This window comes from Neobacillus cucumis, assembly GCF_016908975.1.
GTDB classification, from domain to species: Bacteria; Bacillota; Bacilli; order Bacillales; family Cytobacillaceae; genus Neobacillus; species Neobacillus cucumis.
The window spans coordinates 16,124-37,308 of the sequence record NZ_JAFBEX010000009.1; the positions used below are offsets into that span (position 1 = coordinate 16,124).

The 21,185-nt window shown below is 36.6% G+C and carries 17 protein-coding genes and 1 pseudogene; 11 read left to right on the forward strand and 7 right to left on the reverse strand.

Annotation, left to right across the window (positions count from 1 at the left end; genetic code table 11):
- The first annotated feature begins 57 nt into the window (after positions 1 to 57).
- Entirely contained in the window at positions 58 to 405 is a 348-nt protein-coding gene (locus JOC76_RS13155) for a hypothetical protein (protein WP_205178252.1), read from the forward strand.
- A gap of 31 nt (positions 406 to 436) precedes the next feature.
- On the opposite strand, the gene JOC76_RS13160 is transcribed toward JOC76_RS13155, so the two are convergent.
- Entirely contained in the window at positions 437 to 796 is a 360-nt protein-coding gene (locus JOC76_RS13160) for a putative zinc-binding protein (protein WP_205178253.1), read from the reverse strand.
- A gap of 833 nt (positions 797 to 1,629) precedes the next feature.
- Positions 1,630 to 2,238, reverse strand: a complete 609-nt coding sequence (locus JOC76_RS13165; RefSeq protein ID WP_205178254.1) for a hypothetical protein — start codon at positions 2,236 to 2,238, stop codon at positions 1,630 to 1,632.
- 269 nt (positions 2,239 to 2,507) lie between these two features.
- Here JOC76_RS13165 and JOC76_RS13170 point away from each other — a divergent pair, with 269 nt between their 5' ends.
- From JOC76_RS13170 to JOC76_RS13180, 3 genes and pseudogenes are all read left to right on the forward strand, one after another.
- Positions 2,508 to 6,173 carry a trifunctional glycoside hydrolase family 18/polysaccharide deacetylase/glycosyltransferase family 2 protein gene (locus JOC76_RS13170; protein ID WP_239557716.1) on the forward strand — a complete coding sequence of 1,222 codons (3,666 nt, stop codon included), beginning with the start codon at positions 2,508 to 2,510 and terminating at the stop codon, positions 6,171 to 6,173.
- A gap of 172 nt (positions 6,174 to 6,345) precedes the next feature.
- Positions 6,346 to 6,507, forward strand: a pseudogene (locus tag JOC76_RS13175) (NAD(P)-binding protein); the annotation flags it as partial.
- 172 nt (positions 6,508 to 6,679) lie between these two features.
- A complete protein-coding gene (locus tag JOC76_RS13180; RefSeq protein WP_205178256.1) occupies positions 6,680 to 7,189 on the forward strand; it encodes a DUF1259 domain-containing protein in 510 nt (169 codons plus the stop codon).
- A 53-nt stretch (positions 7,190 to 7,242) separates the two neighbouring features.
- Here the strand turns inward: JOC76_RS13180 and JOC76_RS13185 are convergent, their stop codons facing one another.
- From JOC76_RS13185 to map, 4 genes are all read right to left on the reverse strand, one after another.
- The gene (locus JOC76_RS13185) at positions 7,243 to 8,331 is read right to left on the reverse strand and encodes a PrsW family intramembrane metalloprotease (RefSeq protein WP_205178258.1); all 1,089 of its coding nucleotides are present in this window, start codon (positions 8,329 to 8,331) and stop codon (positions 7,243 to 7,245) included.
- Between the two features lie 98 nt (positions 8,332 to 8,429).
- Positions 8,430 to 9,401 carry a ring-cleaving dioxygenase gene (locus JOC76_RS13190; RefSeq protein ID WP_205178259.1) on the reverse strand — a complete coding sequence of 324 codons (972 nt, stop codon included), beginning with the start codon at positions 9,399 to 9,401 and terminating at the stop codon, positions 8,430 to 8,432.
- A gap of 14 nt (positions 9,402 to 9,415) precedes the next feature.
- A complete protein-coding gene (locus JOC76_RS13195; protein WP_205178260.1) occupies positions 9,416 to 10,024 on the reverse strand; it encodes an alpha/beta hydrolase in 609 nt (202 codons plus the stop codon).
- 254 nt (positions 10,025 to 10,278) lie between these two features.
- Positions 10,279 to 11,019 (reverse strand): type I methionyl aminopeptidase, encoded by a 741-nt coding sequence (map, locus tag JOC76_RS13200; RefSeq protein WP_205178261.1) that lies wholly within the window; start codon positions 11,017 to 11,019, stop codon positions 10,279 to 10,281.
- Positions 11,020 to 11,252: 233 nt separating this feature from the next.
- Between map and dsdA the strand changes: the two genes are divergently transcribed.
- Complete coding sequence (gene dsdA / locus JOC76_RS13205; protein WP_372441949.1) at positions 11,253 to 12,584, forward strand: D-serine ammonia-lyase; 1,332 nt, start codon at positions 11,253 to 11,255, stop codon at positions 12,582 to 12,584.
- A 42-nt stretch (positions 12,585 to 12,626) separates the two neighbouring features.
- Here dsdA and JOC76_RS13210 read toward each other — a convergent pair whose 3' ends face one another.
- The gene (locus JOC76_RS13210; RefSeq protein WP_239557717.1) at positions 12,627 to 13,973 is read right to left on the reverse strand and encodes an arsenic transporter; all 1,347 of its coding nucleotides are present in this window, start codon (positions 13,971 to 13,973) and stop codon (positions 12,627 to 12,629) included.
- 357 nt (positions 13,974 to 14,330) lie between these two features.
- Here JOC76_RS13210 and JOC76_RS13215 point away from each other — a divergent pair, with 357 nt between their 5' ends.
- The 6 genes from JOC76_RS13215 (at position 14,331) to treP (ending at position 21,144) form a co-directional block, all read left to right on the forward strand.
- Entirely contained in the window at positions 14,331 to 14,927 is a 597-nt protein-coding gene (locus tag JOC76_RS13215; RefSeq protein ID WP_205178262.1) for a hypothetical protein, read from the forward strand.
- A 207-nt stretch (positions 14,928 to 15,134) separates the two neighbouring features.
- A complete protein-coding gene (locus tag JOC76_RS13220; RefSeq protein WP_239557718.1) occupies positions 15,135 to 16,205 on the forward strand; it encodes a CotH kinase family protein in 1,071 nt (356 codons plus the stop codon).
- Positions 16,206 to 16,356: 151 nt separating this feature from the next.
- Positions 16,357 to 16,938 (forward strand): hypothetical protein, encoded by a 582-nt coding sequence (locus JOC76_RS13225; RefSeq protein ID WP_205178263.1) that lies wholly within the window; start codon positions 16,357 to 16,359, stop codon positions 16,936 to 16,938.
- 65 nt (positions 16,939 to 17,003) lie between these two features.
- Positions 17,004 to 18,290 carry a hypothetical protein gene (locus tag JOC76_RS13230; RefSeq protein ID WP_205178264.1) on the forward strand — a complete coding sequence of 429 codons (1,287 nt, stop codon included), beginning with the start codon at positions 17,004 to 17,006 and terminating at the stop codon, positions 18,288 to 18,290.
- Positions 18,291 to 18,460: 170 nt separating this feature from the next.
- Positions 18,461 to 19,123, forward strand: a complete 663-nt coding sequence (locus JOC76_RS13235; protein WP_239557719.1) for a YwrJ family protein — start codon at positions 18,461 to 18,463, stop codon at positions 19,121 to 19,123.
- A 596-nt stretch (positions 19,124 to 19,719) separates the two neighbouring features.
- Positions 19,720 to 21,144 carry a PTS system trehalose-specific EIIBC component gene (gene treP, locus JOC76_RS13240; RefSeq protein ID WP_205178267.1) on the forward strand — a complete coding sequence of 475 codons (1,425 nt, stop codon included), beginning with the start codon at positions 19,720 to 19,722 and terminating at the stop codon, positions 21,142 to 21,144.
- The last annotated feature ends 41 nt before the right edge of the window (positions 21,145 to 21,185 follow it).

A 21,185-nucleotide genomic window follows, 5' to 3' on the forward strand; every position in this document is an offset into this window, starting at 1 on the left:
TTTTGTGGACATGCATAAAATGGGGGTGAGGATTCTGGTAGAAATGAGGAGCATTTCATGAAAAGAAAAACCTTTATTTGTGGTCTATTTGCTTTGATATTATTAGGCTTTTCGGCTTATCTTGATTCCCCCTACTCATTCCTGAATAAAAACTATGCCTATTCGAACGACCAGCCTGCTGCAGCCATCTCAGCATCTGCAGAGTCTTCTACAGATGTACCTGAAACGAAAGAAAAACTAGTGAAACGCGAAAAAAAGAATGGTTACATCATCGAAACATATGAGGAATATGAAGTCTATAAAGACGAAAACGGTGATATAACAAAAAGTGAACCGACCGGACAAACAGATACCCTTAAATATTGGGACTATAGTAAGAACAAAGGAATCAATCAAGACCGCTAGTCATTTAGCGGTCTTTTTATGTTAATAAAATTTAAATTTTCGTAAGTTCTAAAATGCTACTGTAAGCATTTATGTAAAGGTTAGGATCAGGGTCAGCACCATTGATCTTTGGTACGTCAAAGTCGGAAAGTACAAAATGATGTTTAGGTTGAACTTCATGCCTTGCCAAAGAACTTTTGCAACAGGTTAAAGGACAGCCGTCAATGGCAATGATTTCTCTTCCAGATTTCGCAAGCTTAACAAGTGGCTTAACATCCCCTCCAACACCAGCAATACAGGACATTTCAGCCACTTTATCCCGGTCCATTTTAATAGCAATCATATTAGCAGTTTGTGCGGCGGAAGAACATCCTGAGCATGAGTAGACGATTGGTAAATTAGTTTTTTTCACGTGTTCAATCTCCTCTTTTTATGTTTTTGATTTTTTGGCAATAGTAAAAAAATTCTAGCTGATTAGTAAACACATTTTAATTCAATAACTTATAATATTCTGTGAATAACGTCACAATTAAAGAAAACGGTAAAAGAAGTGGAAATAAAAAGGATCCCCCTTCTTTTTTAACTGGTTCTCTTGATGGGGAGTTTTGTGAAAAAAACACAGTATTTTGCATCTATTTAGGTATCTAAATCCACTAAAAATAACATTATTTTAAAATCAAAAGAGCATCATTGGGATGCTCTTTTCCCTTCATCTATTATCTTCATCATATGCCAAGAATAAATCTAGCAAAACACCACTTAATATTTCTATTATAACTGAATGTAGATTTCACTGTATTTGAAAAATAAACGGAAAAATTCCGTTTAAATTGGTAAATACACCTATTTTTTTATAAATAAAGGAAGTTTTTCCGTTTATATTATCCAAATCTTAGGATTTGGTCTTATTTAGAGCAGTTAAGCGGAAGTTCTCCGCTTATTTCTGCTTCTTAACCTTCCTCTTTATATATTAGGCGGAAATTCTCCGTCTATGAATTCTCATACCTACACGACAATCAACTATGAATAATAACAGAGACTTAAACTGAAAATAGTACAATTTTTAACAATAGGTTAAGAAAATAAAATCACATCTTAACCAGCAAGAAAATAAATCATTGTAGATTATTTTTTCTAATAATGAAACCAACTCGATTTTTCGCTTAAAAACCTTAACAACGGCTTTAAATCAATGAAAATAGACCATTCCGATTAGGCGAAATGGTCTGCGATCCTTTTTCGATATTACTTGTTCTTTCCATTGCTTTTTTGTACCACTTTACGACTCAGAGCTTTTTCTCTTGCATCTTGTGAAACTTGATTTCCATGGTTTGTCGTAGTTGTTGTAGGAGCGGCTGAAATTGTTGGTGTAGCTGTGGCAGTTGTCTTGCTGCTAGTTTGACTGGTTGTTGTCGTTTTATTGGTAGTTGTGATTGTTTTCTGATTCGTAATAGGTTTGCTAGTTGTTGCTGTAGCATTAGCAGCAGGTGCTGTTGTACTTGTTGCTGTTCTTTTTTGAGTTTGTGTAATGGTTTTATTACTACTAGTTTCCGTGTTTAGCTTCATCTTGTTTGAACTCGTAGTTTTCGACTTATTTATATTGATTGTAGCTAAGGGAGCTTTTACTGTATTTTTAGTTTCATCAGTATCCTCCACTGCTTTTGTCGTTTGAATATGGAGTTGTTTTTCTGTTTGATTGATAGAATCGTTTGTATTTTGCTTACTTGGTATGGTTAATTCATTAGCTTGATCTTTTCGATTAATAGTATCATCGGCTAACAAAGAGTTGGTAACCGAAAATGTTACGGACCCGACTAATACCATGGCTAGGGCCCCAATTGTTCGCTTGTTCATAAATGTCTCCTCTTGTCTTTTTATGCAAGATTGCACTACAAAACTTCGACCAATCCTCTGGTATTTATGGGGGTATAATTGACACAAGTTCCTATAGATTTAACAAAAAGTTTCAGCCTACCCCCAAAATTCTATTAAGACTACCTAACCATTTTGGTGAGTGTCTTTTTTTGTCGAAAAACAACTCAGGTGCCTGTCACCGATAACAACATAAGTAAATGATTAAATTTAAATTATTTATTTATATTTTAAACGTTTAAGGAGGAGTCATGGTTAATCTAGTTTTAAGGTGGATGGTTCGATCATTTTTTGCACCTGTAACCGGCAATAGAGGTGCATTGGCGAGTTCACTTGGATTCTTCCTGGCCTATTTGCCTGTATTTAATATAAGGATTCTATTATTGCTTGTTCTATCTCTTTTTCTACGCCTAAATTTTATCGCTTTGTTTCTTGGTACATTGGTTCCTATTTTTATTCCTAATATACGTCATTTACCCTTTCTGAATTTCAATTTCATAAAGGCAGATTACGTTACACCTATATTAGGTGGTTTAATCGGGCTAATCTGTTATTTTTTCTTTCATTGGTTTTATAACTTAGGGCTGAAAAAAAGAGAGAGAAATCAAGAACAAGTTTTTCTTGATCCTGCCAAAAGGCGATGGTCGCTTATTAAAAGAATCACTATCGGTTTTATTTCACTAATTGTTTTGGTATCTATTATTTTTATTAAAAGTTTATATACTAATCCAGTATTTCCTAAGCTTCAATTAAATAATGGCTCTGAAACGAGCGAGATTCAACCAATAAATCAAAGTTTGAGTGAAGAACAACTTGCATCACAGTTGCAAAATACACAATCTTCCCCTCTTATTCAAAAAAATAACAGTATATCAAACAATAATCAGCTTTCGAGCAAACAGGAAGTCTATGCTTTTTATGTCAATTGGGACGAAAACAGCAATACTTCTTTTAAGAAAAATATTCATTCTATTACAACCCTTTTACCGGAGTGGCTTGAACTTACTTCTAAACTGACTCTAAAAAAGAGCACTGATTCAGCTATAAAAGCAGAAGCAAAATCGAATCAATTAAAGGTTATTCCAGTAGTAAATAATTTTATTAATAATAAATGGGACGAGGAAACTCTTCACCGATTATTTACTAATCCCGGGGCTGAAGATCTTTTTATTAAGAAAATGCTAGCATATGTAAGAACGAATGAGTTTGCAGGTATTAATATTGATTTTGAGAATATCAATCTAAAAGATAAAGCGAATTTCACCAGTTTTATAGCTAAGGTTTCGCAACAATTTCATCAGCAAAATCTCTTGGTAACTATTGATGTCCCGCCAAATAATTCTGCTTTTGATTATAATTCTTTAGCCAAAAACGCGGATCGGATCATTGTCATGCAATATGACCAACACAACTCCCAGAGCAAACCTGGACCTATCGCTCCGACCGATTGGGTAAAAGAGAGTTTACATCAGCTCAATTTACCTGCCAAAAAATTGATTGTCAGTTTGGGAAATTACGGATATGACTGGGAAGAAAATGCAAAACAGCCCGCAGAGACGCTTTCTTTCGGGGATATTATGAACTTAGGAATTGGGACGAACCTTCAAATTCATTGGAATAAGCAAACAGGCAACCCCTATTTGCGCTACAAAATAAATGGAAAAAACCATATTGTTTGGTTTTTAGATGCGGCTACATTTTACAATCAAATGAGAACTGCAATGGAGAGTGGTTCAAAAGGAATTGCTATTTGGCGTCTCGGCTCTGAAGACCCTTCTATCTGGAATTATCTTAATAAATCAAAGGAAATATATAACCCAGCAAATGCTCTTAAAAATCTAACCAGTCCTCAGCTAGTTCACTATAAAGGTTCGGGTGAGATTCTAAAAATTATCTCTCAATCTAAAAATGGGAAAAGAATCATTCAATTAAATTCAGAGGGAATGATTAATAATGAAACTTATACTTCCCTGCCAAAGCCTTTTGAGGTAGTTCGTTATGGAAAACCTAAAGATAAGGAGGTTGTCCTTTCTTTCGATGACGGTCCTGATCCAGCCTATACACCTCAAATATTGGACATATTGGACAAGTATCATATAAAAGGGTCCTTCTTTATCGTGGGTGAGAATGCTGTTCTGCATCCAGATCTAATTAAAAGGATGGTTAATGAAGGCCATGAAATTGGCAGTCATACCTTTACACATCCTGATGTGGCTTCAACGACTGCTTTTCAGACAAAATTGGAGTTAAACGCAAATCAGCGTTTGATTGAGGAATTGACTGGTCGTTCGACGACCCTTTTCCGCCCTCCATATGTAGCTGATGCGGAGCCAAGTACGAGAAACGAATTACTTCCAATCTTGCGGGCACAGGATATGGGCTATACCATGGTTGGTGAATTAATTGACACAAACGATTGGCAAAGACCTTCTAGTAATGTGATAGTACAGCGGGTATTGAAGCAGCTGCCAGAAGGAAATGTGATTTTACTGCACGATGCTGGAGGGGACCGCTCGAATACGGTACAGGCTTTGCCAATAATAATAAATGAACTAAAAAAGCGGGGCTATACCTTTACGACTATTGGTCAGCTTATTGAAAAAACAGATAGTCAGGTCATGCCTTCTGCCAATCAAGACAGTTCATATTTAGTCTACGATAAGGCAGTATTTAAGCTCTTACAAGGCTGGCGGTTAGGATTAAGTTTCCTTTTCTACTCAGCTATTATTTTAGGAATTTTGCGCTTGGTCCTTTTTGTCTTCCTTTCTAGAAAGCAGGTAAAAAAGTATAAAGAAACGGTGATTGACCCTTCTTTTACACCATTTGTTAGTGTGGTTATCGCAGCATATAACGAAGAAAAGGTAATTTGCAAAACGATTGATTCGATATTATCTAGTGATTACCCAGCTTTTGAGGTTTTAGTTATCGACGATGGTTCAAAGGATGATACCGCTGGTGTTGTTCATAGAACCTACGAAAACCATGCCTCAGTTCGATTAATGAAAAAGACAAATGGGGGGAAATCTTCTGCGGTAAATCTTGGTTTTAAGGAAGCAAAAGGCGAAATTGTGGTGGCTCTTGATGCTGATACACTCATTGCCGAAAATGCCATCTCCCTGCTTGTTAACCATTTTAAAGATGCACATGTTGCTGCTGTCTCAGGTAATGTAAAAGTAGGGAATAAGGGCAACCTCCTTACAAATTGGCAGCATATTGAATATGTAACAGGCTTTAACCTCGAGAGAAGAGCTTTTGCCGCGCTCAATTGCATTACTGTAGTACCAGGTGCAATTGGTGCATGGAGAAAGACAGCGGTAGTAGAAGCTGGATACTTTAAAGAAGATACATTGGCAGAGGATACCGACATCACGCTTACTCTGTTACGCCAAGGGAAAAAGATTGAGTTTGAAGAAAAGGCTTATGCCTTCACAGAAGTGCCGGAAGATTTAAAAAGTCTAGCCAAACAGCGATACCGCTGGATTTATGGTACACTACAATGCTTATGGAAACATCGCGGGGCTTTAGTCAATAAACAACATCCATCATTAGGATTTATCGCCCTTCCAAATATGTGGATTTTTCAATATATATATCAAACTATTTCTCCTATTGCGGATATTTTGTTCATAATAGCACTATTTAATGGAAATCCAAAAAAAGCAGCGATTGGTTTTATCCTTTTTTACTTGCTAGATTTCGTTACTTCTTTATATGCTTTTCGCTTAGAGAATGAAAGTCCAAAACCATTGGGATCCTTATTTCTTCAACGAATCCTATATAAACAACTAATGACCTATGTCGTAATAAAATCCATTGTTTCTGCAATGATGGGTGTCACCGTTGGGTGGAATAAACTAAAACGAAAAGGAAATGTAACTAAAGAAACCTACAGCGTGAAGTTTAGAGAACACATGTAATAGTTTTAACAACGAGGTCTTTCCAAATGGGAAGACCTTTTGTATTTGGTTTAAAATTAAATAGCATAACAAAAACATTATTTGATTTACTTTATCACCTAGTATTTTTACCTAATACGCTCCCCTCCTCTAATCATAAGATAAATAAACAAAGAAAAGAAGAATGAGAGAAATGACTACTAGTCAGTCCAAAAATATCTTTGACTATATTGTTGTCGGAACTGGACCTGCTGGTGCAGTTATCGCGAAAACACTAACGGATAATAAAAAAACTTCAGTTCTAGTCCTAGAAGCTGGTCAAAATAATGATAATGATATACCGATAAAAGATTCCTGCGACCTACCTAATTGGCTATAAGATAGCAAAACATTTAACACAGGATGAGGATTAAGAAGTTTTTTAAAACTACTAATTAAAAAGGGCTTTTCTACTTGTCTATTTGCCTATTCTTTTATATTCCAAAGGAATAAGCTAATTATTGAAATAGGACAAGGAGGTGATCTTTATGGCTAGAAGAGAGTTTGATCAATTAGGAAATCAAAACTTCTTTAGAGGGTCTAATCATGATTTTGAATCAAGTGAAATGGAATCTTCGGAAGACATGAGAGGTAATGTGGCAGGAGTTAGTTGTAGCAAATGCCAGAAACTAGCAGATATTATTGGAGGAATGGTTATTACCTCAACACCTGTTTGTGTCGTTCAACGTCTTCGCAATATCGATGCAACCATTCTTGGACGCCGCACACTTTCCCCACTTGCATTGCCATTCGCTCTATCATTTGAAAACAAACAAAATGGAAAGACTCTCAACTTAGGTGAAACAGTAATTCTTCAAGAAGAGATTAATCCATTTCTATCCGCATTAAGAAAAAGAGGGCTTATTGTAACAGCGGTTCACAACCATTGGCTATTCGATGAGCCACGCCTAATGTATATGCATTGGGAAAATGTTGGAGATCCAGTTGAATTCGCTAAAAATAGTTTCAAAGCAGCAAAAGAAGCAGGACTATTTTAATGAGACAAGCCCCTAGTGTAAGCCATAAACACAGGGGGCTAATTTTTATTGTGTTACGAATTCTCCATGATTGGATAGTCAGTTTTTGACATTGATTTTTTAGTACCAATTTCTTTAAGCCCCGCCCGAATGAGCAAGAAAACCGCCACCCAGGATACAGCCATTAAGAAAATCTGGCCAAATGGAAACATTCCTGAAATAGGAGTATCCCATAATGCATGCATCAAGACGACTAGGAGAAAAACACGTAAAAATTTAAATTTAACTAACATTTTTAGCTCAAATGGATGATCCCCTTGCACCCTACAAAAAGCTGCACCTGTCAAAGCCGCCCATGCTACATGCCCGCCAGGAGCTAAAATACCGCGCCAAAGAATGGTGATATATAAATTCTTGGCATCTCCGGAAAGCAGTGCTCTAAGAGCGTAACCAGCGGTTTCAAACGCCGCAAATCCGGCCCCAACAGCCGCACCAATAAGAAGTCCATTTAGGATAAATCGGTATTTTCGGTATCTTACAAACGTGATGACGGTAATCGCTTTGGCAAGCTCTTCCCCAATTCCGATTGTAATAGGATTGATATTATTTCTTAGAATATCGAAAAACACCAGGGCCACTAACATGGAGACGATTCCACCGATAAACACAACATATATAATCCGATAAAAGGCAATATTTTGGGGTGCGTTCATTTCCCAGAAGAATATTAAGGTAGTTAATGGAACTGCAAAAGCACCGACAATGATAAGTCCAGGTATAAAATTTACATTTCTAAAATAATCAACGCCCACATATAACCCTGTGAAAGCAAGTAGTGCAAAGATAAATACCCTTGCAAAAAGCCAAGGTTTTGGCCAAGTTTCTTTTACTTCGGTAATTTTAGGAGTCGTAAGGGCCGTTCCAACGATGAAAAGCCGTTCAGCTTCAAGTTCAGTGTGATTACGAAATACACGCGAAAAGATGTTTTGAAATTTTGGTTCAATGGACCTTTCAAATTTAGGCACAAAATCTACATAATGAGCGAACTCATAAAATAAGCTGTTGTCGTCCTCTTGCGTGTTAGACTTAACAAACTTTTCACCGCAGTTTAAGCAGAATTTCACTCCATCCGGATTAGAATAGACACATTGCGGACAATTCAAAGAACTTCACCCCTCTTGGTTTCGTCTTAGTTAATTTAACCAATTAACACAAATAAAAACAGATGAAATTTTTCATCTGTTTTAAACCAAGTTCTAATTTAATTTAATTCTAGCGGACGTAAATTAGCTTCAATTTCTTGTCGTTTTGGCTCTAAGAAGGGTGGTAATGCTAATTTTTGTCCCATTGTGTCCAAAGGTTCATCGGTTGCAAAGCCAGGTGTGTCGGTAGAAAGTTCGAATAATATGCCGTTTGGTTCTCTAAAATAAAGTGCCTTAAAATAAAAACGTTCAACTTTCCCCGAACTCGCTATCCGATTTTCCTTTAACCGCTCGGCCCATTGATTGTACTCAACCTCATTTGGAACCCGGAACGCCACATGATGTACTCCTCCGCGGCCGATTCGGGCACGAGGAAGATCTGGTCTTGGTTCAATATGGACTTCCGCTCCGCTTCCCCCTTCCCCTGTTGCATAAACCATTAGATCGGGATACTCCCCTTCAAGTGATGGATAGGAATTTACATATCGAAATCCCATTACCTCTGTAAGAATGCCGATTGTTGGTTCAGGAATACTGACTGTAAGGGTTACAGGGCCTAACCCGACAATTGCATGTTCTACCGGTATATCTTCCCGCTTCCAAGGAATACCTGCCCGAACACCATCCTCACCGTTATCCGCTACGAGGATAAGACGGGTTCCTTCAAAGTCACGGAAAGCTAAACTATCACGACCGGCTCTTTTCTGGATCACAGCATCGTGTTGGACACCCAGTTGTTTAAACCTTTCACGCCAAAACAACAGCGAATCAGTTGTTTTTACTCTTAGGGATACTGTTGATATATCTGTCGTTCCTCTGTAGGAAGACCCGAGACCTGGTATGTCAAAGAAAGTAACTTCAGTACCTGGTGTACCCTCCGCATCGGCATAGAAAAGATGGTAGGATTGTGTATTATCTTGATTAACCGTTTTTTTAACTAACCTCATCCCAAGGATTTTGGTATAAAACTCATAATTTTTTTCCGCTTTGCCTGTTAAGATTGATACATGGTGCAGTCCCAATAATTGCATGTGTAATGCCTCCCTTACCCGATAATCTCTTTATACCACTCGGCAGCCGCTTCTACCTCTTCCCTTGTTAATTGATGTCCTCGATTCTCCCAGTGGAGTGCTACTTTTGCATTTGCCTTTTGCAATAAGGATTGTAACTCTTCAGACTCTACAGGGGGACAAATTGGGTCATTCGTACCAGCAGCAATAAACACATTTTTTCCAGTTAAATCAGGCAGCTCAATCCCTCTTCTTGGAACCATCGGATGATGAAGGATCGCGCCCTTTATTGCGTGTTGATAATGAAATAATAAACTTGCAGCAATGTTGGCACCATTTGAATAGCCAACGGCAATGATTTGATTACGCTCAAACTCATATTTTTGTGCTGATTCGTCAAGAAACGCATTTAGTTCCTTGGTACGGAAGACAAGATCCTCCTCATCAAAAATACCTTCTGCTAATCTTCGGAAAAAACGAGGCATGCCATTTTCTAGTACATTTCCCCGGACACTTAGCACAGATGCTTCATCATCGATCATTCCCGCAAGCGGAAGCAGATCTAATTCATTCCCTCCTGTTCCATGAAGTAAGAGTAATGTTGGTTTTTTAGGATTTTTTCCTTTTTGAAAAATATGTTTCATTGCTATTCCCCTTTCATAGCTCTAACTGCCTAGGATAACATGGATATGGATTGGACCTTTTTTGTAAGGATTTCACTCCTTTATGGTTAGCATATCCTATATCCAGTTTAAAGTTGTTTTGAAATAAAATATCTTGAATATGAGATAATAGTAATGTAATTTTTGAAATTAGTCAATAAAAACGGGATACTTTTGTGGTTACAGAAAAGGGAAAAAAAGAAAGCGTAAAATGGAATACGCTTTTCTTCCAGTAGTTATTTAGTTAAAATAATCGGTCCATCCTTTGTCACAATCAATGTATGCTCATATTGCGCCACAAAGCTTTGCTCGGTTACAAATGTCCAGCCATCTTCAAGTTCAAATACTTCCTCATCTAAGGTGGATATAAACGGTTCAAAGGCAATCACCATGCCTTCTTTTAATAACCCATGGTCAGAGGTTTCGTTATAATTATAGATATACTCAGGTTCTTCGTGAATCGTCCTGCCTATCCCGTGACCCGTTAGGTTCATGATGACCGTTAACCCATGCTTTCTCGCAACCTGGTGGACAACTTTACCCATACCCGAGATTCTAGATCCTGGTTTTACCTTCTGTAATCCTGCTTCAAAGGCCTCTTTAGCCACATCACAGATTTTTGTTAGGATTTCTTCTCCTTTTCCAACCACAATGGAAACGCCGGTATCTGCGAAATAACCGTTTTTAGAACCGGAAACGTCGATATTAACTAGGTCCCCTTCTTGGATTACGCGATCCCCAGGGATTCCGTGTGCAACTTCTTCATTTACACTAATACAAGTATAGCCAGGAAAATCATACTCACCCTTTGGAGCGGAAATGGCACCCTCTTTGTCAAATAGTTCAGCAGCGATGTCGTCCAATTCCTTTGTGGTAACCCCTGGTACTGCTCTTTTCACCAGCTCATCTCTTATCGATGCCACAATTCTTCCGATTTCTTTTAAAGCCTTAAAATCTTCTTCTGTTTTTGCAATCATTGGTCTTGCCCCATTCTATGTAATATAGTATTAAAAAACACCATAACTTAGATTTTACCTGTCTTTCAACATAAATCCAAGTATTGTTGATGCCTAATCATTTTTTGTCATGGTTTAGGAGATTTTTTTGATTGGGCATAGTCCTCTTGGCGGGAAAAAGATGAAACCATTCAACTAGTAATCTTGGAATGTTAAAATAAAGGTATCTAATAAACCATTGGAGGGACAAAAAAGTGACCCTATCAAATATCGAAAGTTTACTCGACGCCGAGAGCCTTGTCCTACTTGAAAAAATGAAATTACTTGAAGAAGTATTTTGGTTCAATCCAGGCATCCAAACGACGCATAATGGCTTGAAAGGATCCCCGTTTACGTTAGAAGATGTGCAGGATGCAGATGAACGACTGAAACGATTTGCTCCTTATATAGCGAAAGTTTTTCCTGAAACCAAGTTATCCAATGGAATCATTGAATCAAACCTGAAAAAAATCCCCGCGATGAAACAGAAATTAGTCGAAATCTATAACCAGGCATTTTTAGGGGATTTATGGTTAAAATGTGATAGCCACCTCCCTATTGCCGGTTCGATTAAAGCTAGAGGAGGAATTTATGAAGTCCTAAAATATGCAGAGGATTTAGCGATTGAACAGAAACTACTTACTCCAAAAGATGATTATTCCATTTTAGCCAGTGAAGAATTTCGAAGGTTCTTCACTCAATATACAATTGTGGTTGGTTCGACAGGTAATTTAGGATTAAGTATAGGGATTATGAGTGCGAAGTTAGGATTTAAAGTCAGTGTTCATATGTCAGCTGATGCGAAGCAATGGAAAAAGGATTTGCTTAGAAGCAAAGGCGTGCGAGTCATCGAGTATGAAGCAGATTATAGTAAAGCGGTCGAGGAAGGTCGAAAACAAGCAGAATCAGATCCTCTTTGTTATTTCGTGGACGATGAGAACTCACCGCATTTATTTCTCGGGTATGCCGTAGCCGCCTTAAGGTTACAAAAACAATTAAAAGAGCTTGGGATTAAAGTCGATGAAAATCATCCATTGCTAGTCTATCTTCCCTGTGGTGTAGGTGGAGCTCCTGGTGGCATTACATTTGGCTTAAAATTAATATTCCAAGACCATGTTCACTGTTTTTTCGCAGAGCCAACTCATTCACCTTGCATGTTACTAGGATTAATGACAGGACTCCATGAGAAAATTTCCGTCCAAGACATTGGTGTTGATAATATTACTGCTGCCGATGGGCTTGCTGTGGGAAGACCTTCAGGATTTGTCGGCAAGATTATCCAACCCATTCTTTCAGGAGCCTATACAGTTAGAGATCAAGAGCTATTTACTCTTTTAAAAAATTTAGTTGATACAGAGGAAATTAAATTAGAACCATCTTCCCTCGCCGGAATGATTGGACCGATTAGAATATGGCAAGAAAGAAATGGGAATCTACGAAAATACCCCTTGATTGAAAAAATAAATCATGCTTCTCATATTGTTTGGGCAACAGGAGGAAGCATGGTTCCTGATGAGATCATGGAACATTATTATAAAAATAGGTAAATAATAAAAGCAGCCGCTCATGTATTGATGGCGGCTGCTATTTTATTTAACAAAAAAGATCAAAAGCCAAAAATACAAACTAATTAAAGTGAAAATTAGAGTTGGTGGAATGACCACTAAGGTCACTTTGATATATTCTAGCCAGGTTATCCGTATTTTACTTTTCTTTAATATGTGCATCCAAATCAAGGTTGCTAAAGTCCCAATTGGAAGAATAAGTGAACCAACATCACTGCCTATTATGTTGGCTAAGTAAACCGTTTTCATTAATAGAGGATCCAGTCCCATTTCCGTTAACGCCAGAGTAGACACCATTAATGCTGGGTGGTTGTTAAAAATGTTTGCTAAAAATGCCGTGATGACACCCATGGTTAAACTTGCGTGAATAAAACTGTCATGGACGAGTGGTTTTAAATTTTCGACTAAATAGGCCGTTAATCCGATATTGTGCAAGCCAAAAATTATAACGTACATACAGAAGGCGAAAATTAAAATGTGCCAAGGTATTTTCTTTAGAACATCAGTTGGTTTCACTTTTAAATAAATCCATCTCCAAATTAATAGGAGCAGTGAACCACAAACTGCAACAAGGGATACAGATACACCGATAAAAGATGCCACGAAAAGGCTAATTCTTACTATAAAAACAAAGATTAACATTTTAATCATTAATTTTTTTTGCTGGTCAAACAGGCTATCTGAGTTTTCTTGAAGTGGATGGAATGGTCGGTTTTTCTGCAGCGGAATGGAGTATGAGTGAAAACGGATTTCTGCAGGAATTCTTTTTTTGAAAACGAGGTACAGTATATAGGATAAGAACAACAGACCGAGAACTCCTGGAACAAACATCATTTCCGTTTGAAGATAAAGGTCCAATCCTATAATTTTTAATGCAATGAGATTGACGATATTACTAACTCCAATCGGTGCACTTGAAGCAGTGGCAATTAACGCACCACTTAAAAGATAAGGTATTTTTTCTGAATTTTTTAATTTTAAGTTATTTAATATTAAGATTAGTATGGGAGTTGTAATTAATATACTTCCATCGTTATTAAAAAATAATGTCATGAGAAAGCATAGCAGCAAAGTATTCCAATATAATCTATAGCCAGACCCCTTTGAAAGTTTGAGCATAAGTGCGGCGGTCCAGCTGAAGAATCCTATGCTTTCAAGCACAATTGCCATAACTATTGTGGCTATAATGGTAATGGCAGCCCCTGTTACTTTTGAACTGATGTCAAGCAAGTCCCCCGTCGATACACTACCGCTAAAAAATACGAGAACAGCTCCGATTGAGGCTGGGATTGCTTCGTTCATATTTTTGGGACGGATGAAAATCAGCACCATTGTAAGGACAAAAGCAAAAATCGTAATAATTACCGTCATTGGATGATACATCAAAATGAATTTACTCCCTTCATTTAGTTTCCCTCTTTATTTTTCCGTTTATATCCTTCTTGTCCTTTGCAATATAGTACGTCTAATAAGAAGGCTTGTTCTAAACGAATATCTCGGGTTTAATCAAATCAGCATTTATCTATATTTTTTTTTTATAAATTTATGTAGTTTTGAACTACCGTTTGGGGTTCATAGTGAATTTATGATAAATAAAAAAACCGATACATGAGGTATCGGCTTTTTTTAATATTCGAATAAAGGTAAAGCCCATCTCTCAGCTTTTACTTATCGCCTTTTGGTCCTGGTCCCTTATCTCCCTTTGGAAGTGGTGGTTTTGGTCCCGGTTTGACACCGACAGATCCATGGCCAGATCCGCTACCTGATCCGCTGCCAGATCCACTACCAGAACCGCTGCCAGATCCGCTACCTGATCCGCTACCTGATCCGCTACCTGATCCACTGCCGGATCCATGGCCAGATCCGCTGCCGGATTTGCCAGATCCTTTGCCAGATCCACTGCCAGATTTGCCAGATTTGTTGCCGGATTTGCCAGATCCTTTGCCAGATCCGCTGCCAGATTTGCCAGATTTGTTGCCAGATTTGCCAGATCCTTTGCCAGATCCGCTGCCAGATTTGCCGGATTTGTTGCCTGACTTGTTACCAGATTTACCGGATTTATTGCCTGACTTGTTACCAGATTTACCGGATTTATTGCCTGACTTGTTGCCAGATTTACCAGATTTGTTTCCTGACTTGTTGCCAGATTTGCCAGATTTATTGCCTGACTTGTTACCAGATTTGCCAGATTTATTGCCTGACTTGTTACCAGATTTGCCGGATTTATTGCCTGACTTGTTACCAGATTTGTTGCCGCTATTATTTTTGTTACCCTTCATTTCTATAGGATTGTTAACAAGAAATTCAATAACTCCATTTTCTTGAGCCTGTGTTAACAATTCTTTCATCATTACGCTCATTTTTCCACCACTTTCAAAATTTATTTATACAATGTTACTTTATGGGGAAATAGAATGATATGTAATAGGTAAACGCCCATTTTTTTACAATTAACCATTTGCCCATAAACGGCACCAATGCATTCATGAGTGCATACAATTCTAAAAAATAGGTGCTATAGGGGTAATTAAATTGGAAAAATATGAAATTATTATCAATCCAAAATTGTTAAACCAATTAGACAATGATATTTGGGCAAATGAGCATATGCCAGCCACACTAAAGATTGGTACCAATCAATATACAATAGGAATCACTTATCGAGGAGATTTAATTAGAGAAAAGAAAAAAAAATCATATAATATCGTTTTTCAAAAACCTTTTCAAGTAAATGGAGCCCATGAGATCCATTTAAATGCTGAGTTCAGTGACAAATCTCTTTGCCGTAACAAGCTTTCCCTAGACTTCTTTGACCGAATTGGTGTCATCTCCCCCCACTCCAAACATGTTCTTTTATATATTAATGGAGTTTGTAAGGGAATCTACCTAGAGCTAGAGTCCTTCGATCAATTTCTTTTACAAAAAAGAAAATTGCCGCTAGGTCCTATTATTTATGCCACTAATAATCGTGCAAATTTCTCCCTGCTAACTCCTAAAAAGAAATTAAAAACCAAATTAACTGAGGGATATACAGTTAAATATGGTATTAAAAGCGATCTTGCAGCGGTAGAAAAATTAGTCGCCATGACAAACACTTTAGGCAATGACCAGTTTGAAGAACAAATTACAACTGTGCTAAATGTTAATCAATATTTGACATGGCTTGCCGGAGTGGTTTGCACCCAAAATTTTGATGGCTTTATTCATAATTACGCACTATATCAAAATAGTGAAAATGATACTTTTGAAATTTCCCCTTGGGATTATGACGGAACATGGGGGAGAAATATACACGGAAAAAGATTAAGATATAACTATATTCCTATAACAGGATATAATACTCTAACAGCTAGATTACTCCATTTTCCTAAATTTAAAGAAGTATATCGAGATATACTTGCCTCATGTCTTGAAAATGATTTTACAACTGGGGCCCAAGAAGACATTTTAGAAAACCTTTTTCATCAATTAAAGCCCAATATTTATTTAGATCCGTTTATTAAAATAAATGCTGAAGACCTCGATAAAGAAAAGGACTATATTTTAGATTTCATTCAAAACAGAAATGCCTATTTAAAACAAGAAATGATAAAACTCCAGTGAGGATGAGTATATGGTTGAATATCATATACTTTTTTTTGCCTATTTTTTATCAAAATTATGAAAAAGGGCCTCTTTATTAGTACAACATCACCCCGTGATACATATAGATGCAGTGTAAATGTTTATTTAATTAAAGGAGGAAAAAACTTTTATGGATAGAGAACTTATGAACATGCATGTGGGTAAAACAATTCGGGTAGATCGTGGCGGTCCGGAATCAAGAATCGGGAAATTACTTGCAGTATTTGAAGATTACTTTGTCCTCTTGACAGAAAGTGACGGCGTCGTCTACTACAAAACGAATCATGTCAGAAGTATCACTGAAAGTTCTAAAGATGCCATGAAATTAGGACTGAATATTCCTGACAATTTAGATTTCAAGTCCGCTGAAAACTTTCATAAACTTTTAGAAAGTATTAGATTTCAATGGGTAAGGATCAATCGGGATGGCGGTCAAGAGTCCTTAGAAGGTGTACTTAGTGACGCTAACAAACACTATGCTTCACTAATCGTCCAAGATGAAGTCGTCCGTTTTTCAATGAAGCATATTCGAAATATCAGCTATGGATTAATGGTAGAAAGTCTAGGTAATGGCGGAGGTAGTAGCAGCACGAACAATAATTCTAATAATAATTCTAATAATAATTCTAATAACTCTAATAATTCAAAAAATAATTCAAACAACAATAATAATAATAATCAAAGTGATGATAACGACGAAGATAATGATTAAACATTATGTCGCTTCTCAAACAGAGAAGCGACAAATTATCTCATATAGGAGGATAACACATGGGATTGGAAAAGTTTACAGCTGCATTGGATTTACTGAAGGGTTTTCAAGTAAATCTTTATGTGGGTGAAGATATTTTTAAAGGAAAACTGATTGGAGTAGAAACGGATCATGTTGTCCTTGAAACAGATGATAAATATATTTTCTATTACAATATTGAAAAAATTCAAGCGGTCCTTAAAAATACGAGGCAGTTTATTCCTGTGGGAGCATCTGTTGAATTTCAAAAAACTCAAAGCTTACATGAACTTTTACATTCTTTTCACTATTCTTGGGTAACGATTTTAAGCATTAATAAACAAAAATTTTACGGTGTTTTAAGTGAAATTGATGAAGACTTTGTTACGTTAATTAATGGCGAAGAGCGAATTTTAATTAAGGTAGCACAAATATCTAATATTCTAAAAGGCTTTGTTAAAGAAGAGCCTAAGAAAAAGAATCAAAAAAAATCAGATAGTAAAAATGAAACACAAGTTCAAAATCAAGATGAAGTAAAGGATAAAGGCGAGGAAAAAGAAGACGAAAAGGAAAAGGATACGGATAAAGAGAAAAACCAGAAAAAAGATACGGATAAAGATAAGGAGAAAAACCAGAAAAAGGATACGGATAAGTATAAGGAGAAAAACCAGAAAAAAGATAAGGATAAAGAAGATATTCCTTTTCAAGAACCGAAAGATTATAAGTCAGTGACCTATTATAGTGGTTCTAGTGATAAAATGGCTAAATCCCAATCTAACAATGAAAAAGGCAATAAACAAAAAGACTCTACTATTATGGGGGTCGAAGAAAAGAAAGTTACGAAGTTATGGCCACTTCCAATCAAATTTGAATCAAGCTTAGAAGAAACAAAGGACTCCCCTCCTACAAATCAGAAGAAGCAAGATGAAAATGAATTTTTCAAAAACGAAATGAAAAAAACAAAAAATGAAATGGTCCAAAAAGAGAAGAAGAATGACGAAAGTAAAACTCAAGAAGTGAATTCACAACATAAGTCTAACAAGGAAAGTAACCATTCATCTGGGAAATCATCATCTAAAAAAGAAAAGAAACAGGAAAAACCTCAAGAAACGACATCCACATCAAAATCCGCTGTATCGGAATCAGCCGAATCAAATAAAAAAGAAACAGTTTATTCTTATAAATTTAATAATGATCCTCAAAAAGTGTGGAAACAAAAAGGGCAAGAAACCAAAGCCGTCAGTTTTAAAGAAGAACCCGTTACTCAAAATCAAGAAAGAAACTTCCCTTTTAACGGATGGCCTAGAAATAATAATCGAACATTCAGATTCTAATCGCTATCACCCTTTTATGAATTTAAATTTATCCTTTTCAAGACAAGCTTTTGGGCGGAATCACATATCCTCTTACAAATATGAGCTGGGCAGATTAAGCTCATTTAAATCAGCCCTTCTCTATTTGTATTTGGAAATACCAAAGAAAGGATGTGAGAATGTCCGTGAAAATGAAAGAAAATATAGGTAAGTATATTAAACTAGAAATATCTGGTAAGAAATTCATTTTTGGATTACTAGTGGATATCGGGAGTGATTTATGGGTCATTTTTAACGGCAATGACTACCTATATATCCCAACCATTCATATACAAAACTGGCAGTTCTTAAAACCATATGAAATTGATGAAATTAATTTTAATGATGAACCGGAACCGATTTATAATCATAATGAAGAGATTTCATTGCGAAAAACCTTAACCGCTGCAAAAGGAATTTTCACAGAAATTTATGTAACAAGTAACCAAGCTATACATGGTTATATCATTAGCATAATGAATAATTACTTTGTATTTTACTCACCAATTTACAAAACCATGTTTATATCCTTGAATCATTTAAAATGGTTAATCCCATATACGAATAATCAGCGTCCTTATGGGTTAAGTAATGCGAGTCTGCCTGTAAGTCCAAGTAATCTTTCGTTTGCGAGGTCCTTTGAAGTTCAAATCGAAAAATTAATCGGAGAATTAATCGTATTTAATATTGGTGAAAACGAAAATGTTATTGGAAAAATCCAAACCATTAACAATAATTTTGTTGAATTGATTAGTGCTAAAGAAGATCCGATCTATATTAACCTCCACCATATTCAAACAGTGCATATGACATAATACCATTTTTTTGAGCTAATATGAAACAAGCTTTTTCTCTCATAAAATATTCATATGAAAAGAGTGTCTATTGGCACTCTTTTCATATTGCAATTGTGGTTAATAGTGACAGGCACCAAAAAAGGACCTTTGAATAGAATTCAAAGGCCAAACAGAGAACTTAGTGGTCTAGGCTAAGCTCTCACAATTAGGAGGTCTAAACTCAGAAGAATTTAAACAAGTTCATATTACCATTTTCCGAATCTTCTATCAACTATTTATTACTGTAAAGTAAGAAAGTGATTCTAAATACCTATTTTAAAATACCATTATCTCCCCCTATCAACTTCCTATTTTATTGAGCTTTCACTTAGAGAATGGTTTTCTTATAAATATGCCATATTAAAGGGAAAATAGAGTCTTACCTCTATACTAAATTATACTAAAAAACTTAAAATTTTTTTGTTGACAGACATGTATATACAAGATAAAATGAAAACGTAAACACAACTTGTATATACAAGATGTAATGGATCCTGAAACCGTACACATGTATATAGAGTTACATTTTAATAGAGGGAAAATGGTCGTTAGACCATTTGTTAGGGGGAAAACATATGACGAAGTACACAGATCCTTCGAAAGAATTACTACAGCACATTGGCGGCAAAGAGAACATTGCAGCGGTTACCCACTGTGTAACAAGAATGCGCTTTGTTTTGAACGATCCATCAAAAGCAAATGTAGAGAAAATTGAAGGGATCAAACTTGTAAAAGGTACATTTACGCAAGCGGGTCAATTCCAGGTTATCATCGGGAACGAAGTACCAAGTTTTTATAACGAATTTGTCAAAGTTGCTGGTGTGGATGGCACTTCCAAAGAAGAAGCCAAAAAAGCAGCAAAGCAAAATCAAAACTGGATTCAGCGCATGATGGGTCATTTAGCTGAAATCTTCACTCCGTTAATTCCTGCTCTTGTAGTCGGAGGTTTAATCCTTGGTTTCCGTAATATTATCGGTGACATTAAGCTATTAGATGATGGGACAAAAACCATTGTTGAAGTATCTCAATTTTGGTCCGGTGTTTACTCATTCCTTTGGCTGATAGGCGAAGCAATCTTCCACTTCCTTCCAGTCGGGATCACTTGGTCTGTGGCGAAGAAAATGGGTGCCTCTCAAATTCTAGGTATCGTTCTTGGTATTACTTTAGTTTCTCCACAATTATTAAATGCTTATGCTGTGGCAGGTGCAAAAGAAATTCCAACATGGGATTTTGGATTCGTACAAATTAAAATGATTGGTTACCAAGCACAAGTAATTCCTGCAATCTTAGCTGGTTTAACATTAGGATTCTTTGAAACAAGATTACGTAAGATTGTTCCAAACTCAATTTCAATGATTGTCGTACCATTCTTTGCATTAGTTCCAACTGTTTTAATTGCGCACACCATCTTAGGACCTCTAGGTTGGAAAATCGGCGCTGGTATCTCTCATGTTGTTTACTCTAGCTTAACTTCATCATTCGGCTGGTTGTTTGCAGCAGTATTTGGATTCGCTTACGCTCCACTTGTTATCACTGGTTTACATCATATGACAAATGCAATTGACCTTCAATTAGTAAGTCAATTTGGCGGGACAAACCTATGGCCAATGATTGCCCTATCCAACATCGCTCAAGGTTCAGCCGTTCTTGCAATGATCTTTATCAACCGTAAAAATGAAGAAGAAAAGCAAGTTTCAATCCCAGCAACCATTTCTTGTTACTTAGGTGTTACAGAACCAGCGATGTTCGGTATTAACCTGAAATACGGCTTCCCCTTCCTAGCAGCAATGCTTGGTTCCATGGTCGCTGCCGTGGTGTCAGTCGCTAGTGGCGTTATGGCTAACTCCATAGGTGTCGGCGGTCTGCCTGGTATTCTTTCCATTCAGCCAAAATATATGGGCATATTTGCAGTATGTATGTTGATTGCCATTGTAGTTCCATTCATCTTGACTACCATTTTTGCAAAAACAAGATTGAATAAGTCTAGGTTAACTAAATAATTAGTACTCCTTAGAGGAGGGAGACCGTCTCCCTCCTTTTC

Coding starts and splice junctions, on each gene's coding strand:
- JOC76_RS13195 (WP_205178260.1), bottom strand. CDS start 10,024: ATGAAACATATTTTTCAAAAAGGAAAAAATCCTAAAAAACCAACATTA.
- treP (WP_205178267.1), top strand. CDS start 19,720: ATGACGAAGTACACAGATCCTTCGAAAGAATTACTACAGCACATTGGC.
- JOC76_RS13180 (WP_205178256.1), top strand. CDS start 6,680: ATGGCTAGAAGAGAGTTTGATCAATTAGGAAATCAAAACTTCTTTAGA.
- JOC76_RS13235 (WP_239557719.1), top strand. CDS start 18,461: ATGAAAGAAAATATAGGTAAGTATATTAAACTAGAAATATCTGGTAAG.
- JOC76_RS13155 (WP_205178252.1), top strand. CDS start 58: ATGAAAAGAAAAACCTTTATTTGTGGTCTATTTGCTTTGATATTATTA.
- JOC76_RS13165 (WP_205178254.1), bottom strand. CDS start 2,238: ATGAACAAGCGAACAATTGGGGCCCTAGCCATGGTATTAGTCGGGTCC.
- map (WP_205178261.1), bottom strand. CDS start 11,019: ATGATTGCAAAAACAGAAGAAGATTTTAAGGCTTTAAAAGAAATCGGA.
- JOC76_RS13225 (WP_205178263.1), top strand. CDS start 16,357: ATGGATAGAGAACTTATGAACATGCATGTGGGTAAAACAATTCGGGTA.
- JOC76_RS13210 (WP_239557717.1), bottom strand. CDS start 13,973: ATGACGGTAATTATTACGATTTTTGCTTTTGTCCTTACAATGGTGCTG.
- JOC76_RS13170 (WP_239557716.1), top strand. CDS start 2,508: ATGGTTAATCTAGTTTTAAGGTGGATGGTTCGATCATTTTTTGCACCT.
- JOC76_RS13190 (WP_205178259.1), bottom strand. CDS start 9,401: ATGCAATTATTGGGACTGCACCATGTATCAATCTTAACAGGCAAAGCG.